A 16,731-nucleotide genomic window follows, 5' to 3' on the forward strand; every position below is an offset into this window, starting at 1 on the left:
CGGCGCGGGCAAGTCTGGCAGCAGGCGGGCAATTGGGAGAGAATGAACATGCCGGGAACACCCGCACTGACACGGCGCGAGACGATGGGCGCGCTGGCCGCCACGATGATGGCCCCGCGCGCGATGGCCGCCACGCCGGAGCCGGATTTCGGGCCCAACGTGCTGGTGATCGATCCCGCCGCGCCTGCCGCCGAGACGCAAGCCCGGCTGAACGCGATCTTCCGGGCGCAGGAACGCGCGCATTTCACCGATGCGCGCCATGCGATCCTGCTGAAGCCGGGCCGCCACGCGCTCGACATCAATGTCGGCTTCTTCACCCAGGTCGCCGGGCTTGGCCTCACCCCGCCGGAGGTGCAGGTGGCCGGCCATGTCCATGCCGAGGCCGACTGGGCGAACGGCATGGCGCTGGTGAATTTCTGGCGCGGGGTGGAGAACCTGTCGGTGCGGCCGCCCGACGGCGCGGATCGCTGGGCGGTGTCGCAGGCGGCGCCCTATCGCCGGGTGGAGCTTCACGGCGATCTGGCGCTGGACGACGGCGGCTGGTCGAGCGGCGGGTTCCTGGCCGATTGCGCAATCAGCGGCACCATCCGCTCCGGCACGCAGCAGCAATGGTTCTCGCGCACCAGCCGCATCGGCGGGTGGCAGGGGGCCAACTGGAACATGATGTTCGCCGGGGTGGAGGGCGCGCCGCCGACCACCTTCCCGCAACCGCCGGTCACCGCGCTGCCTTCGGTGCCGCTGATCCGGGAAAAGCCGTTCCTGTGCTGCACGAGCGCCGGCGGCTGGCAGGTGTTCGTGCCCGCGCTGCGCCGCGAGGCGCGCGGGGTGAGCTGGGCGGGCGCGCCCGCCGGCCGCTCGCTGCCGCTGACGCAATTCCTGATCGCGCGGCCGGACACGCCGCTGGCGACGATCAACGCGGGCCTGAGGGCCGGGCGGCACCTGTTGCTGACGCCGGGCATCTATCGCCTGCCCGCGCCGATCCGGGTGACGCGGCCGGGCACGGTGGTGCTGGGGCTGGGTCTGGCCACGCTGCTGCCGGTGAACGGCACCGCGGCGCTGGTGGTGGACGACGTGGCGGGCGTGTCGGTGGCCGGGCTGCTGATCGATGCGGGGGCGAAGAATTCGCCGCTGCTGATGCAGGTCGGCCAGCGCGGCACGCGCGTGCGCCATGCCGCCGATCCGATCCTGCTGGCCGACCTGTTCTTCCGCGTCGGCGGCGCGACGGTGGGCAAGGCGGGTACCTGCCTGGAGGTGAACAGCCATCACCTGATCGGCGATCATCTGTGGATCTGGCGCGCCGACCATGGCGACCGGACGAGCGGGCGCGAACATCATGGCTGGACCGAGAGCATTGCAGACCACGGCCTCGTCGTGAACGGCAACGATGTGTCGATGTACGGCCTGTTCGTGGAGCATTTCCAGAAATGGCAGACGGTGTGGAACGGGGAGCGCGGGCGCACCTGGTTCTACCAGAACGAGCTGCCCTATGATCCGCCGAGCCAGCGCGGCTGGCGCGCGGATTCGGATCGGGGCTGGGCGGCGTACAAGGTAGCCGACCATGTGCGCGAGCACGAGGCGATCGGCATGGGCGTGTATGCGAACTTCACCGCCGATCCCTCCATCGTGCTGGCAAGCGCGGTGGAAGTGCCGCAGACGCCCGGCGTGCGGGTGGAGAACGTGACCACCATCTCGCTGGGCGGCGGCAAGGGCACGATCGCGCATCTGGTCAACGATGCCGGCGCGGCGGCGCGGCCGGGAGCGATCCGCCAGACGCTCCCCCGCTATCCGGAGCCGGTGGCATGAGGGTCGCCGTTCTCGCCGCCTTGCTCGCCACGGCCGCGGCGCCCGTTCCGCAGCAGCAGTCGCTGGGTGCGACCAATTACGCGGTGGACGCGCCGATGCGCGCGCCATCGGGCCGCCCGAGCTTCGTTGACGAGTTTGCCCAGCCGACGATCGACGCCAGGCGCTGGCGCTTCGACACGTCGCGCAACGAGGCCGGCTGGTTCAACAACGAGAAGCAATATTACGCACATCCCGGCCGCCGCGAGAATGCGCGGGTGGAACGCGGCGCGCTGGTGATCGAGGCGCGTCGCGAGACGCTCGACAAGGCGAAGGTGCCGGATTGGGGCGGGCAGGCCTATACGTCGGCCAAGCTGATCTCCCGCCAGGCGCTGGGCTACGGCTTCTACGAAGTGCGCGCGCAGTTGCCGTGCGGGCGCGGCGCCTGGCCGGCGATCTGGCTGCTGCCGGAAGGCGGCACCTGGCCGGACCAGGGCGAGATCGACCTGATGGAAATGGTCGGCTGGGACCCGAACGTGATCCACGCCACGCTGCACAGCGGCGCGTTCAACCATCGGCTCGGCACGCAGCGGGGCGCGCAGAAGACGGTGCCGACCGCCTGCACCGCTTTCCACCGCTATCAGCTCGACTGGACGCCACAGGCTATCACCATCGGCGTGGACGGGCGCGCGTACATGCGGGTGGGCAACGACCAGCCGGGCGGGCATGCGGCCTGGCCGTTCGAGCGCCCGTTTCAGCTGATCCTGAACCTGGCGATCGGCGGTGACTGGGGCGGGCAGAAGGGCGTGGACGACGCCGCCTTTCCGCAGGCGATGCGGGTGGATTACGTGCGCTACTGGAAGCGCTGAGGCCGCCTGGCCGGCAGGATCGCCACGCCGCCGGCGAGCGTCAGCACCGCCAGCACCAGCAGCAGCGGCGCGAAATCGCGCGGCGTGGCGAGCGCCCAGGCGAGCAGCGGGCCGGTGAGCCCCGGCAGCGTGTTGGTGAGGTTGAGCAGGCCGAGGTCGCGGCCGCGATGCTCGGCGCTCGGCAGCAACTGCATGGCAAAGGCGGAATGCAGCGCCAGGAACACGGACGAGCCCACCGTGTAGAGGATGAACCCGGCCGCCCCCGCCCCGCACCCCTGCGCCACCGCCATGCAGACCAGGCCTCCCGCGGCCAGCGCGGCGCTGGCGAGGAGGACGAGCTTGCGCCGCCCAGTGCGATCGGACAGCCGGCCGGCGAGCACGGCGATCGGCAGCGGCAGGGCAAAGGCGATCGTCAGCAGCCGCCCGATATCGGCGGCGATCGCGGCCGGCGAGTCGGTCGTGAGGGTGCCGAAATAATAGACGAGGTAGATCGACAGGGCGTTGCCGGCGACCTGCACGAGAAAGCGTGCGAGCCCCGCCAGCAACAGCCCGCGCGGGGGCTGATGAAGGGCGGCTGGCGCCGGCGCAAGCGGTTGCGCCCGGGTGTAGAGCAGCGGCAGGATGCAGGCGAGGCTTGCCAGCGGCACGATCGCGAGCTGCGCGACCTCGGGCAGCGCGGCGCCGACCAGCACCGCGGAAAAGGCGGCGGCGATCGGGTTGGCCAGGGCGAGAAGACCCCCGACCAGCCCCTTCTGCCCGTCCGGCACCTCGTCGGCCATGATCGCCAGCAAGGGGGCGAGCAGCGCGTTCACCGCGACCTGGAACGCGATCACTGCCACCATGATCGCGGTCACGCCGTGCGCGAGCGCGATGCCGCCATAGCTGGCCAGCAGCCCCACCGCTCCGCCCGCCATCCAGCGCCGCCGCCCGCCGCCGCGCGCCAGCGAGCGGTCGGACAGCCAGCCGAACAGGATGTTGGACGCGCTGGCCGCCAGTGCGCCGGCGATCACCGTGACCGCCAGCACGTCCAGCCGCGCATCGCCCGCCATGGTGCCCACCTTGATCGGCAGCAGCAGGGTGAGCAGCGGGAGATAGCCGATCACCCCGCCGCCATACGCAAGCGCAAAGGCCAGCACGAAACCGGCGGAACGAGGGCGGGAGAGGGTCACCCGCGCCTCTGTGGGGCAGCATCGCGGCAGGGGCAAGCCACCTCGCCCTGTTGCCCGGCGCAGGCCGGGGTGCAGGTGGGGAACGCCGATGGCCTGGCGCAGCGCTTCGTTACACCGACCTTCCCGACTGGACCCCGGCCTGCGCCGGGGAACAGCTTTCCGCTTACGGCTTCATCGTGCTCGCGCGCAGGGTGGCGTCCAGCACCACCGCGCGGTCGGTCGCATCATGCGCCAGCGCCACCTTGTAGCGGCCCGCCGCCACCCGCCAGCCGGGCAGCGCGGTGTCGTAGTCGGCCACCACCCGCGGCTCGGCGGTGAGCGTCACGCGACGGCTCTCGCCCGGCTTCAGCTCCACCCGCTGAAAGCCGGCGAGCCGCATCGGCGCGCCCGAGCCATCACGCGCAACGTACATCTGCGGCACGTCGGCACCGGCCACCGCGCCGGTGTTCACCACGTCGAAGCTGACCGTGAGCTTCGCGCCGCCCTTCACCACCGGGTTGCGATACTGGAAGCTGGTGTAGCTGAGGCCATGGCCGAACGGGAACAGGGGCTTTTGCGCCTTCTTCTCGTACCAGCGATAGCCGACATCGGCGCCCTCGACATAATCGACCGGGAAGCCTTCCGCCGCCGCCTTGCTCGCGGCGCCGGGATCGGCAGCGGCCTGGCGCTGCTCGGCGGTGAGCGTGTCGAGGCCGACCGGGAACGGGCGCGGCGCCTGCGCTTCCGCAACCGGGAAGGTGATCGGCAGGCGGCCGGACGGATTGACCTTGCCGGTCAGGATGTTGGCAATCGCCTCGCCGCCGCGCTGGCCGGGATACCAGGCCTCGAGAACGGCGGGCACCTTGTCGAGCCACGGCATGGTCACCGGGCCGCCGGTTTCGAGCACCGCCACCGTCTTCGGCTGCACCGCGGCGACCGCGGAGATCAGCGCGTCCTGATGGTTGGGCAGGCGCAGGTCGTGCACGTCGTCCGCTTCGGTGGTCCATTGCGTGGCGAAGACGATCGCCATGTCCGCCGCCTTCGCCGCCTCGGTGGTGGCGTTGAGGTTGCGCCCGTCGAGGAAGGTCACGCGCGCGCCGGGCAGCGCTGCCTGCAACGCCTTCAAGGGCGAGGAGGCATGATAGGTGATGCGCGCGAACGAGGCGGAGCCGCCGGTGGACAGCGGGATCTCGATCGGCGCGCCGCCGACCGAGCGCACCTGGCTGGAGCCGCCGCCCGACAGCACGCCGAGGTCCGCCGCGCCGCCGATCACGACGATGTTCTTCGCGGTGGCGGCGAGTGGCAGGAGGTTGCCTTCGTTCTTCAGGAGCACGATGCCGGCCTCCGCCGCGCGCTGTGCGACCTGCGCGTGCGCGGCATAGTCCGGCGTTTCGGCGGCGGCGGGCACCGGATGGTCCCACGCGCCCGTCTCGATCAGGCCGGTGAGATAGCGCACCACCATGTCGTCCAGCCGCGCCATCGGCACCGTGCCGGCCTCCACCGCGGCCTTGAGCGGCTCGGCGAAGTAGATCGCCTTGTCGAGTTCCTGTCCGGATTCGTTATCCAGCCCGGCGAGCGCGGCCTTTTCGGTGGAATGCACCGCGCCCCAGTCGCTCATCACGAAGCCGGGATAGTTCCAGTCGCGCTTCAGCACGTCCGTCATCAGGAACCTGTTCTCGCACGCCCAGTCGCCGTTGATCTTGTTGTAGGCGCACATGACCGAGCCGGGGCGGCCGTCCTCGATCGCCAGTTCGAAGGCGAGCAGGTCGCTCATCCGCAGGGACTTCTCGTCGATGCGCGCGTCGAGAATGGTGCGGCCGGTTTCCTGCGAGTTGAGCGCGAAATGCTTCACGGTGGAGACGATGTTGTTCGACTGGACGCCGGCGATATGCGCGCCGCCCAGGCGACCGGCGAGCAAGGGGTCCTCGCCGAGATATTCGAAGTTGCGGCCGTTCCACGGATCGCGCGTCAGGTTCACGCCGCCGGCCAGCAGCACGTTGAAGCGCTTGGCGCGCGCCTCCGCGCCGATCATGGCGCCGCCCGCGCGGGCGATCCCGGGCGAGAAGCTGGCGGCGGTGGCGAGGCTGGAGGGGAGCGCGGTGGCGACGTCGCCGCGGCGCTGCTCCACCTGGTTGGCGACGCCGAGCGAGGCATCGCTTTCGCGCACCAGCGGCACGCCCAGACGCGGAATGCCGTCGATATGGCCGGCCGAGGGGATCAGCTCGCTGGTCGACTTGCCCGCCGCCATCGGCGGGAACAGGCCGTGGACGAGCCCGATCTTCTCGTCCAGCGTCATCTTCGCGACGATCGCGCGCGCCTTGGCACGGGCAGCGTTCGAACGCGACGCGGGCGCCTTTTCGCGCGCTTCGCCGATCGAGGACGCCGCCAGCGCGAGCATCGTTCCGGCGACCAGCGCCACTTTCACCTTGTGCATTTCCAATCCCCTTCTCGCGGCCGCCCGGGCGGGTGCCCCTGCCGCAGGCGACATCCGCTGTGAACGTTCACAACTGTGACATTCCCGTCACTTTGCCGCAACCAATCGTCAGGCGGGCGGCTTGACAGGCTTCCCCGACCCGCGCAAGTGAACGTTCACATAACGCAACAAACGCGGGGGCACATCCGCGTCTGTCAGGGTTTCACAGGGGAGGACTTCCGATGCGCGGTTTCAGCGCTCGTTCCATTTCACATCTCGTTCTCGGCGCCTCGACGCTGGCGATCTGCGCCGTGTCCGGCACCGCCCACGCGCAGGACGCGGCGGCCACCGTCGGCAATCCGGGCACGTCCGAGACAACAACGCCGTCCAGCCAGGGCGAACCGAACCAGGTGACCGACGACGTGGTCGTCACCGGCATCCGCGCGTCGCTGCGCGAGTCCGTGGACATCAAGCGTGACGGCCAGGGCGTGGTGGACGCGATCTCTGCCGAGGATATCGGCAAGTTCCCGGATACGAACCTCGCCGAGTCGCTGCAGCGCATCACCGGCGTGTCGATCGACCGGTCGAACGGCGAAGGCCAGTTCGTCACCGTTCGCGGCTTCGGCCCGGAATACAACCTCGTCACGCTGAACGGCCGCCAGATGCCGACGGCGACGCTGGGCGACGGCGCCAGCGCGCCGGCCTCGCGCTCGTTCGACTTCGCGAACCTCGCCTCAGAAGGCATCGCCGCGGTGGAGGTCTACAAGACCGGCCGCGCCGCGGTTCCGTCGGGCGGCATCGGCTCCACCATCAACATCCGCACGCCGCGCCCGCTCGACAAGGCCGGCACGCGCGGCAGCATCGCCGTGAAGGGCGTGTACGACAGCTCGCGCAACGAGGGCGACCCGATCACCCCGGAAGTGTCCGGTGTGTTCTCCACCAGCCTGCTGGACGACCGGGTCGGCCTGCTCGTGTCGGGCGCGTATCAGCGTCGCAAGGCGAGCAACAATTCGGCGAGCGTCGGCTTCTCGAATTCGTGGCTCGGTTCGGAGAACAGCTGGGGCACGTTGCCGCAGAGCAGCCCGAACATCACCAATCGTCCGGAGGCGAACGACGTCTACGAGGTGCCGCAAAGCGCCGCCTACGACCTGATCGACATCGATCGCGAGCGCATCAACGGCCAGGCCGTGCTGCAGTTCAAGCCGATCGACTCGCTGACGGCCACCGTCGACTACACCTATTCCAGCAACAAGGTGGAAGTGCGCGACCAGAGCACCGGCATCTGGTTCAACTTCAACGACACGTCCAGCGCCTGGACCGACGGCCCCAACGCCGCCCCGCTGTTCTACACCGAGCGGTTCCGCGCGGACGAGCGCAAGGACCTGTCGTTCAGCGGCGCGCTGACCGCGAACAAGACGGTCAACAAGTCGCTGGGCGGCAACCTGACCTGGGATGCGCCGGGCGGCGTCACCGTGTCGCTCGACGCGCATCATTCGACCGCGGAATCGAAGCCGACCAACCGCTACGGCTCCAGCACGTCCGTGGGCAATGCGATCTTCGGCGTGCGCAGCCAGACGGTGGATTTCACCAAGGACTTCCCCGTCATCTCGGTGGATTTCTACCCCGGCATCGATCCGTCCAGCCGCGCGCTGCTGACGCCGACCGGCGATTCGTTCCGCAACGCCTATTTCCGGGACGAGATCAACCAGGCGCAGCTCAAGGGTCATTACGACCATGAAGGCTCGTTCCTGGACAGCATCGACTGGGGCTTCTCTTACGTCGAGAACAAGGTCCGCTCGGCCTATGGCTTCATCCAGAACGACACCTGGGGCGGCATCGGCCCGGCATCGGCGATCCCGGACGACATCTTCACGCCGGCCACCATCCCGGACAAGTTCAAGGGCGTGAACGGCGCGAACAGCCAGGGCGTGTTCCCGTTCCTCTACAACTTCAACTTCGAGAATTACGCGGACCTGCTGCAAAGCAACTTCGCGGCGTGCAGCCGTCCGCAGAGCGGCGTGGCGCAGCCGGGCACCTGCCTTGCCAACTACACCACCGACCGGCGCATCAAGGAGCAGACGATCTCGCCGTTCGTGCAGGTGAACACCAAGTTCGACCTGTTCGGCCGTTCCGCGCACATCATCGGTGGCGTGCGGTACGACCAGACCAACGTCGACTCCGCGGCGCTGGTGCCGGTGCCCACGGGCACGCGCTGGGTGTCGTCCAACGAATTCGCGATCAATTTCGGCAACGAGACCACGTTCACCCGCTTCAAGGGCAGCTATGAGAACTGGCTGCCGGCGATCGACTTCGACGTGGAGCCGGTGCGCAACGTGAAGCTGCGTGCGTCCTACAGCCACACCATCACGCGCGCGGATTACGGCAGCCTGCAGGGCGGGCTCACCCTCGCCTCCAACCCGCGCATCGATCAGGGCACGGGCAGCCAGGGCAATCCGGGGCTGGTGCCGTACAAGTCCAAGAACTTGGATTTCTCGGCGGAATGGTATTACGGGCCGGAAAGCTACATCTCGGTCGGCTATTTCAACAAGGACGTCGAGAACTTCATCAGCACCACGCAGGTGGACCGCTCCGCGTTTGACCTGCGCAACCCGGCGACGGGACCGCGCTATCAGGCGGCGGTGGCGGCGCTCGGTGCCGGTGCGGGCCTCGGCGCGATCCGCGACTATATCTTCACGAACTTCCCGGCGAGCACGGTGCCCCAGCGCAATGACGACGGCACGTTCAAGCGCGACGCCAACGGCTTCATCAGCGGCGACATCCTGAGCACGCCGCAGGATGCGCTCTACAACTTCCGCATCGACCAGCCGTTCAACAGCGATCGCACGGCCAACATCAACGGCTGGGAATTCGCGATCCAGCACCGCTTCTGGGAGACCGGCTTCGGCACGATCCTGAACTACACGATCGTCAACGGCGACGCGAAGTTCAACAACACGCTGCCCACGACGACCAACCAGTTCGCGCTGACCGGCCTCTCCGACAGCGCCAACGCCGTTCTCTATTACGACAAGAACGGCTTCCAGGCGCGTGCGGCGTACAACTGGCGCGGCGAGTTCTACAATGGCGGCTCGTTCGATCCGACCTATGTGGAGGCCTATGGTCAGCTCGATGCCAGCGCGAGCTGGGAGTTCACCCGCGGCCTGACCGTGTTCGCCGAAGCGATCAACCTGACCGGCGAGGCACGTCGCGGGCATCGCCGGACGGACAATTTCGTTATCTTCTCGCAGCCCGGCTATGCCCGTTATTCGGGCGGCGTCCGCTTCACCTTCTGAGCCGGCACGACGGCACGGTTCCATCAGGAAGAGCCATCCTCGCGAGAGGGTGGCTTTTTCCTTGATCCAGGGGCAGTGCTGAGCGGGACACCCGCAAGGGACGGAGCAACGTGGAACAGCCTGTTTCCCGCATCGTGATCGTGGGCGGCGGCACGGCCGGCTGGCTGGCCGCGTGCCTGCTGGCGGCGCGTGGCGACCGCACCGCGCGGCCGCCCCTTTCCGTGACGCTGATCGAATCGCCCGATGTCGCCACGGTCGGGGTCGGCGAGGGCACCTGGCCGACCATGCGGCGCACGCTGGAGCGGATCGGCCTCTCGGAGGCCGATTTCCTCCGCCGCTGCGAGGCGAGCTTCAAGCAGGGCTCGCGCTTCGACGGCTGGCGGACCGGCGCGGAGGGCGAGCAGTATTTCCACCCCTTCACCCCGCCCGTGGACGGCCAGGCGGCGGACCTGGTCGCCGCCTGGGCCGACGATCCGCTGGCGCGGCCGTTTGCCGAGACGGTTTCGGCGCAGCCCGGCATCTGCGCGCAGGACCTCGCGCCGCGTCAGCGCGGCATGCCGGACTATGCCGGCGCGCTGAACTATGCCTATCATCTCGATGCGGGAAAGCTGGCCGCCCTGCTGGCGGAGCATGGCACGCAGGTGCTCGGCGTGCGCCACCTGCGCGACCATGTCACGCGCGTGGTGCCGGGCGAAGGCGGCGACATCGCGGCGGTGGAACTGCGCGGCGCAGGCGAGATCGCCGGCGACCTGTTCCTCGATTGCACCGGCCATGCCGCGCTGCTGATCGGCGGCCATCACGGCGTGCCGTTCGTGGACTGGAGCGACGTGCTGTTCAACGATCGGGCGCTGGCCGTGCAGGTGCCGGTGGCGCCCGGCAGCGCGATCGCGTCGCAGACCAACGCCACCGCACACGCCGCCGGCTGGCTGTGGGACATCGGCCTGCCCACCCGGCGCGGGGTCGGCTGCGTCTATGCCTCCGCCTTCCTGAGCGACGCTGCGGCGGAGGAGACGCTGGCCGCCTATCTCGCCCGCACCGCGCCGGACGTGGACAGGAGCGCGCTGTCGTTCCGCAAGCTCGCCTTCCGCTCCGGCCATCGCGAGCGGTTCTGGCAGGGCAATTGCCTGGCGATCGGCCTCGCCGCCGGGTTCCTGGAGCCGCTGGAAGCGTCCGCCATCGTGCTGATCGAGCTGTCGCTGAACGCGCTGCTCGACGGCTTTCCGCGCACCCGCGGCGCGATGGAGCGGCATGCCCGGCGCTTCAACGATCTGTTCCGCTACCGCTGGGATCGCATCGTCGAGTTCCTGAAGCTCCATTACGTGCCGAGCGTGCGCAGCGAACCCTATTGGCAGGCGCATCGCGATCCCGCCTCGATCCCGGCGCGGTTGCAGGAGCTGCTGGCCCTGTGGCGCGACCAGCCGCCCTCGCGCGCCGACCTGCCGATGGTGGACGAGATCTTCCCCGCCGCCAGCTACCAGTATGTGCTGTACGGCATGGGGTGGCCGGCGCCGCCCCCCTCGCGTATCGCCGGCGAAACGCAGGCGCAGGTTGCGCAGCAGCTCGCCGCGGCAGCGCAGCGCGCGCGCGTGCTGGCCGCCAGCCTGCCGACGAACCGCGCCTATCTCGACGCGGTGCGCGCTGACGCCCTTCCCCGCCAGATGGAAACCGTTCGCTGATGTCGTCCCATGCCCTGCTCACCGCCGAGGACCACCGCACCCTGCGCATCCGCACCGATCGCGGTGCGGCGTTCGGCGACGCGGTGATGACCTGCCTTACCGTGCCCGACGAGTTCCGCCGCGTGCAGGCCTGCTACCCGATCCTGTTCCGCCAGGGCGTGGACCGCGAGGGCTTCTCCGCGCTCGCGCTGTTCGGGTTCGAGAACGGCGAGAACCTGTTCCTCGATGGAAACGGCTGGGACGCGCCGTACATCCCTCTTGCCATGGACATCCAGCCGTTCCTGATCGGGCGGCCCGCCCAGCCGGACGGCGAGGCGCAGGTGCATGTCGACCTGGCCTCCCCGCGGATCGCCGCGGACGAGGGCGTGCGCGTGTTCGACGAGTTGGGCCGACCGACGCCCTATGTGGAGGCGATCGCGGACAAGCTCGGCGCGCTGCATGCCGGCTATGAGGAAAGCGGCGCGTTCTTCGAGGCGCTGGCCCGGCACGAGCTGCTGGAGCCGCTGACGCTGGAGGTGACGCTGGAGGACGGCGCGACCAACCGGCTGGTCGGCTTCCACATCATCGATGAGGATCGCCTGCGCGCGCTGGATGCCGGCGTGACGGCCGAGCTGCATGCGGAAGGGCATCTGATGCCGATCTTCATGGCACTCGCCTCGCTGGCGCAGCTGAACGGCCTGATCGCGCGCAAGAACGCAGCGGTGCGCGGTGGCTGAGGCCGATCCCGGCATCTTTGCGCGGCTGGCGAGCGTGCCGGAGCTGGCGGTCGCCGATGCCGCGGCGCTCGACCGGCAATTGCGCGCGGCCACCGCGCCCTTCATCGTGCGCGGGCTGGTGAAGGACTGGCCGCTGGTCGGGGCCGGGCTGCGCTCGGGCAGGCAAGCGCGCGACTATCTCGTGGCCCATGCGCGCGACATGCCGTTCACCGTTTCCGTGGGCGCGCCGGGCAGCGACGGGCGATTGTTTTACGACGCTGCTATGGGCATGAACTTCCGCATGGCGCGCGCGCGGCTGGGCGAAATCTTTCACCAGATCGATGCCGCGGAGGGACGCGCCGATGCGCACCCGCTCTATCTCGGATCGGTGGACGTGAAGGGATATTTCCGAGGTCTGCACGAGGCGAACCATGTGCCGCTGGGGACCCGCACGCCGCTGGCCAGCATCTGGATCGGCACGCAGACGCGGATCGCCGCGCATAACGATTTTCCGGACAACCTCGCCTGCGTCGCGGTCGGCCGGCGCCGCTTCACGCTGTTCCCGCGCGAGCAGTTCCGCAACCTGTATCTCGGGCCGATCGACAACACGCCGGCGGGCCGCGCCGTCAGCATGGTCGATTTCCATGCACCCGATTTCACCGCGCACCCCCGCTTCGCCGAGGCGCTGGAGCATGCGCAGGTGGCCGAGCTGGAGGCGGGCGACGCGCTCTACATCCCGTCCATGTGGTGGCACCATGTGGAGGGACTGGCCGCGTTCAACGTGCTGGTGAACTATTGGTGGCGCGAGACGCCCAAATGGCTCGGCCAGCCGCAGGACGCGCTCAACCACGCGATCCTGTCGATCCGCGACCTGCCGGACGATGAAAAGGCGCACTGGCGCGACCTGTTCGACCATTACGTGTTCACCGCCGGACCGGAGGTGACCGACCATATCCCTGAAGAGGCCCGCAGCGTGCTCGCCCCGATGACCCCCGACACTGCGGCACGCCTGCGCGCCTTTCTCCTGCGGCAGCTTTCCAAGTGAAGCGCCTGAACCGCATCGTCGTCGCGGGCGGCGGCACCGCCGGATGGATGGCCGCCGCCGCCATCGCGCGCACGCTGGGGAAAGCCGTGTCCGTCAGCCTGGTCGAATCCGAGGCGATCGGCACGGTGGGCGTGGGCGAGTCCACCATTCCCCCGCTGGTGGCGTACAACCGCCTGCTCGGCATCAACGAGGCCGAGTTCATGCGCGCCACCCAGGCGACGTTCAAGCTGGGCATCCTGTTCGACGGCTGGCGCGACGGGACGGATCGGTACTTCCACTCCTTCGGCCTGACCGGCAAGGATCACTGGTCGGCGGGGTTCCAGCATTTCTGGCGCTACGGCCTGGAGCGCGGGTTCGACCGCTCCTACGACGATTATTGCCTGGAGCTCGTCGCGGCGATGAGCGCCAAGTTCGCGCACCTGCCCGACGATCGCATGAACTATGCGTACCAGCTCGATTCCGGGCTCTACGCCAAGTTCCTGCGCGCAATGGCCGAAAAGGACGGCACCCGCCGTGTCGAGGGCAGGATCGCGCGGGTCGAGCTGGACGGCGAGACGGGGCACATCGCCGCGCTGCATCTCGATTCCGGCGAGGCGATCGAGGGCGACCTGTTCCTCGACTGCACCGGCTTTCGCGCGCTGCTGATCGAAGGGGCGCTGCATGCGGGGCATGACGACTGGACGCACTGGCTGCCCTGCGACGCCGCCATCGCGATCCAGACGGAAAGCGTGGCGCCGCCCGTCCCCTATACCCGCGCCATCGCGCATGAGGCGGGCTGGCAGTGGCGCATCCCGCTGCAGCATCGCCGCGGCAACGGCATCGTCTATTGCAGCCGCTACATGGACAAGGATGCCGCGCTCGACCGGCTGCTCTCCACCATCGAGGGCAAGACGCTGGTCGAGCCCAACTTCCTGCGCTTCGGGGCGGGGGCGCGGCGCAGGCAATGGCATCGCAACTGCATCGCGGTGGGCCTGTCCGGCGGGTTCATGGAGCCACTGGAATCGACCAGCATCCACCTGATCCAGCGCGCGGTGCTGCGCCTGATCCGCATGCTGCCGCTGGGCGAGATCAGCGAGCGCGATGTCGCCGAATTCAACGACCAGCAGATGGCGGACATGCTCCAGATCCGCGACTTCCTGGTGCTGCACTACAAGGTGACGAACCGCGGCGACTCCCCCTTCTGGCGGTATTGCCGCGACATGGAGGTGCCCGACACGCTGGCGCAGAAGATCGAGCTGTTCCGCGAGACGGGCCGCGTGTTCCGCCGCAACGAGGAATTGTTTGCGGAAAACAGCTGGGTGCAGGTGATGATGGGCCAGGGCATAACGCCCGCCGCCTGGCATCCCATTGCCGAGAAGCTGCCGGACGAGGAGCTCGGCCGCCTGTTCGCCGGGCTTGCCGACCAGGTTTCCCGCACGGTCGCCGGCCTGCCCGAGCACGCCGCCTATGTCGCGCATTATTGCGGCACGCCCGACAGCGTCAAAGCCGCCTGAGCACCACCGAATGTCGAGACGACCGCAAGCGGTGACCATCCGGCATGTCGCGGCCGATGCCGGCGTGTCGCTGCAGACGGTGAGCCGCGTCATCAACAAGGAGCCCAATGTCCGGCCCGCGATGATGGCGCGCGTGCAGGCCAGTATCGCCAAGCTGGGCTATGTGCCGTCGATCGCCGCACAGCGGCTGGGCGGCTCGCGTTCCTACCTGATCCTCGCGCTCAACGATCGCGAGCGCACCATCGCCGACTGGCGCGAGCGGCAGGGCACCGATTGGGTGGACCAGATGCTGCTCGGCGGGATGCTGAAGGGCGCGGAGCACGGCTACCGCCTGCTGGTCGAGCTGGTCGACACGCATAGCGACCATCTCGAGCGCGAGCTGCTGGCCGCCCTGGCCGCGGTGCGTCCCGACGGCGTGATCCTCACCCCGCCGCATTCGCAGAACCCGGTGATCGCCGGATTGCTGGAACGCCACGGCATTCGCTTCGCGCGGATCGGCTCGCTGGCAACGGGGCCGGGCTTCCGCCTGACCATGGACGACGAGGCGAGCGCGCGGCGCGCCACCGAGCACCTCCTGTCGCTCGGCCATCGCCGCATCGGCTTCGTCGCGGGGCCGCCCGACTACGAGCTGAGCGGCTGGCGCGTGGACGGCTGGCGCGCGGCGATGGCGGCGGCCGGGGCGCCGTGCGTGGATCTGCTGGCGGCGGGCGATTTCAGCCATGATGCCGGGCTGCACGCGGCCGAGGAACTGCTCGCGCTCGCCGATCCGGTCACCGCGATCATCGCCAGCAACGACCGCATGACGCTGGCCGCGCTGGAGGCGATCCGCGCGCGGGGATTGCGCGTGCCGGAGGACGTGTCGCTGGTCAGCTTCGACGACACGCCGATGGTCCGCTTCGCGCATCCCCCGCTCACCGCGGTGGTGCAGCCGATCGCCGATGCGGCGGCGTGCGCGATGGAATTGCTGATCGACGCCGTCGCCGGCCGCGAGCCGGACGAGGCGCCGGTGGTGGTCGGCGCCAGCCTGGAGGTGCGCGGTTCTACGGCGCCCCGGCGCTGACCTTCCCTTCGCCGGCCGTGCGCCGGTAAACGGCGATCCGTTTCGACACCATCGGCACCGTCAGCATGGTGCTGGCCAGCGCCATCAGCAGCAGGGCGGTGAACGTCTCGTTGGTGACGATGTGCTTGTCGAGCAGCACGTTGACGAAGATGATCATGATCAGCGCCTTGGTCTGGAGCAGCCAGCCGATCGTGGTCGCCTCGCCCTTCGGCCAGCCGAGCAGGCGGCCGGCGATCCGCACGCCCAGGAACTTGCCGCCGACCGAGGCGACGAGCAGCAACGCGGCGGCGGCGAACACCGCCGTGCCGCCCATGCCCCATTGCGTGCGCAGGCCCGTGGACAGGAAATAGACCGGCATCACCGCCAGCAGCACGAAATGCCGGAAGCGGTCGGTGGTTTCCTCGTCGAACCAGCGCGCCTCCAGCACCGCGCCCGACAGGAACGCGCCGACCATGAAGTGCAGCCCCGCCCAGTCCGCGGCAAAGCCGCAGGCGGCGAGCCAGACCAGGCTGACATACCAGCGATCCCGCTCGGGCAGGCGCGGCATGAGGCGGCGGATGGCCCAGGTCGCCAGCGCGAAGCCGGCGAGAAAGCCCGCCTGGCGGGTCACCCGCTCCCAATCGAGCATGATCGCCGCCAGCACGCCCCAGATCGCGATGTCGTCCAGGCTGGCATAGCGCAGCACGCGCCGGCCGAGCGGCAGGCGCAGGATCTCCAGCTTTTCCAGGAACAGCACCAGGATCGGCAGCGCGGTGACCGCGCAGGCCATGCCGATGCCCAGCACCACCTGCCAGTCCGCGCCTGCCGGCCCGCGCCAGCCGGGAAAGCGGAGCATGACCAGCGCCGCGAGGCTGCCGGTGACCAGGGGCGTGACAAGCGCCAGCGCCGCCGTGGTGCCCGTCTCGCGCCGGCTCCGCCAGGCCTCGCCCAGGTCGAGTTCGAGGCCGGCGACCCACACGAACATCATCACCGCCCACCAGGCGATGCCGTTCAGAGCGCCGATCGAGGCCGGCGTGAACACGGTGGCGTAGTAAGCGGGAAAGGCCGCGCCGAGCACGCCCGGCCCCAGCAGGATGCCGCCGACGATCTGCACCACGACGAGCGGCGCCCAGTGATCGGTCCGCCCCAGCCGCCACACCGCATAGGGCGCGGCGAAGATGAGCAGCATCGCCAGGAGGAACACCTCCGTCGGAGACATGTGCACGGTAACTTCCTCCCCCTTTTTGCGGAGCGATAGCATATCCGCCCGCGACGGAAAGA

General features: G+C 69.3%; 11 protein-coding genes. 8 read left to right on the forward strand and 3 right to left on the reverse strand.

Annotation, left to right across the window (positions count from 1 at the left end; all coding sequences use genetic code 11):
* Positions 1–48: 48 nt before the first annotated feature.
* Positions 49–1,803, forward strand: coding sequence for an adenylyl cyclase (locus DVW87_RS06410; protein ID WP_239017790.1), 1,755 nt, complete (start codon positions 49–51; stop codon positions 1,801–1,803).
* Positions 1,800–2,648, forward strand: coding sequence for a glycoside hydrolase family 16 protein (locus tag DVW87_RS06415; RefSeq protein ID WP_114686839.1), 849 nt, complete (start codon positions 1,800–1,802; stop codon positions 2,646–2,648). The genes DVW87_RS06410 and DVW87_RS06415 overlap by 4 nt, the downstream gene beginning before the upstream one ends.
* Here DVW87_RS06415 and DVW87_RS06420 read toward each other — a convergent pair.
* On the reverse strand, positions 2,633–3,817 hold the full coding sequence (locus tag DVW87_RS06420; RefSeq protein ID WP_114686840.1) for an MFS transporter: 1,185 nt from the start codon (positions 3,815–3,817) through the stop codon (positions 2,633–2,635). The two genes, DVW87_RS06415 and DVW87_RS06420, sit on opposite strands and share 16 nt — an antisense overlap.
* A gap of 163 nt (positions 3,818–3,980) precedes the next feature.
* Entirely contained in the window at positions 3,981–6,230 is a 2,250-nt protein-coding gene (locus tag DVW87_RS06425; protein WP_114686841.1) for a beta-glucosidase, read from the reverse strand.
* Between the two features lie 221 nt (positions 6,231–6,451).
* Between DVW87_RS06425 and DVW87_RS06430 the strand changes: the two genes are divergently transcribed.
* From DVW87_RS06430 to DVW87_RS06455, 6 genes are all read left to right on the forward strand, one after another.
* Complete coding sequence (locus DVW87_RS06430) at positions 6,452–9,502, forward strand: TonB-dependent receptor (RefSeq protein ID WP_114686842.1); 3,051 nt, start codon at positions 6,452–6,454, stop codon at positions 9,500–9,502.
* A gap of 110 nt (positions 9,503–9,612) precedes the next feature.
* Positions 9,613–11,178: a tryptophan halogenase family protein gene (locus DVW87_RS06435; protein WP_114686843.1), complete on the forward strand. Its 1,566-nt coding sequence runs from the start codon at positions 9,613–9,615 to the stop codon at positions 11,176–11,178.
* Positions 11,178–11,894: a SapC family protein gene (locus DVW87_RS06440; protein WP_114686844.1), complete on the forward strand. Its 717-nt coding sequence runs from the start codon at positions 11,178–11,180 to the stop codon at positions 11,892–11,894. The genes DVW87_RS06435 and DVW87_RS06440 overlap by 1 nt, the downstream gene beginning before the upstream one ends.
* Positions 11,887–12,918, forward strand: coding sequence for a cupin-like domain-containing protein (locus DVW87_RS06445; protein WP_114686845.1), 1,032 nt, complete (start codon positions 11,887–11,889; stop codon positions 12,916–12,918). Before DVW87_RS06440 ends, DVW87_RS06445 begins: the two co-directional genes overlap by 8 nt.
* On the forward strand, positions 12,915–14,411 hold the full coding sequence (locus tag DVW87_RS06450) for a tryptophan halogenase family protein (RefSeq protein ID WP_114686846.1): 1,497 nt from the start codon (positions 12,915–12,917) through the stop codon (positions 14,409–14,411). Before DVW87_RS06445 ends, DVW87_RS06450 begins: the two co-directional genes overlap by 4 nt.
* Before the next feature lie 10 nt (positions 14,412–14,421).
* Entirely contained in the window at positions 14,422–15,471 is a 1,050-nt protein-coding gene (locus DVW87_RS06455) for a LacI family DNA-binding transcriptional regulator (RefSeq protein WP_114686847.1), read from the forward strand.
* On the opposite strand, the gene DVW87_RS06460 is transcribed toward DVW87_RS06455, so the two are convergent.
* Entirely contained in the window at positions 15,452–16,669 is a 1,218-nt protein-coding gene (locus tag DVW87_RS06460; RefSeq protein ID WP_181814762.1) for a cation:proton antiporter, read from the reverse strand. The genes DVW87_RS06455 and DVW87_RS06460 overlap by 20 nt on opposite strands.
* Positions 16,670–16,731: the final 62 nt, after the last annotated feature.

It is taken from the genome of Sphingomonas aracearum (assembly GCF_003345355.1).
Classification (GTDB): domain Bacteria; phylum Pseudomonadota; class Alphaproteobacteria; order Sphingomonadales; family Sphingomonadaceae; genus Sphingomonas; species Sphingomonas aracearum.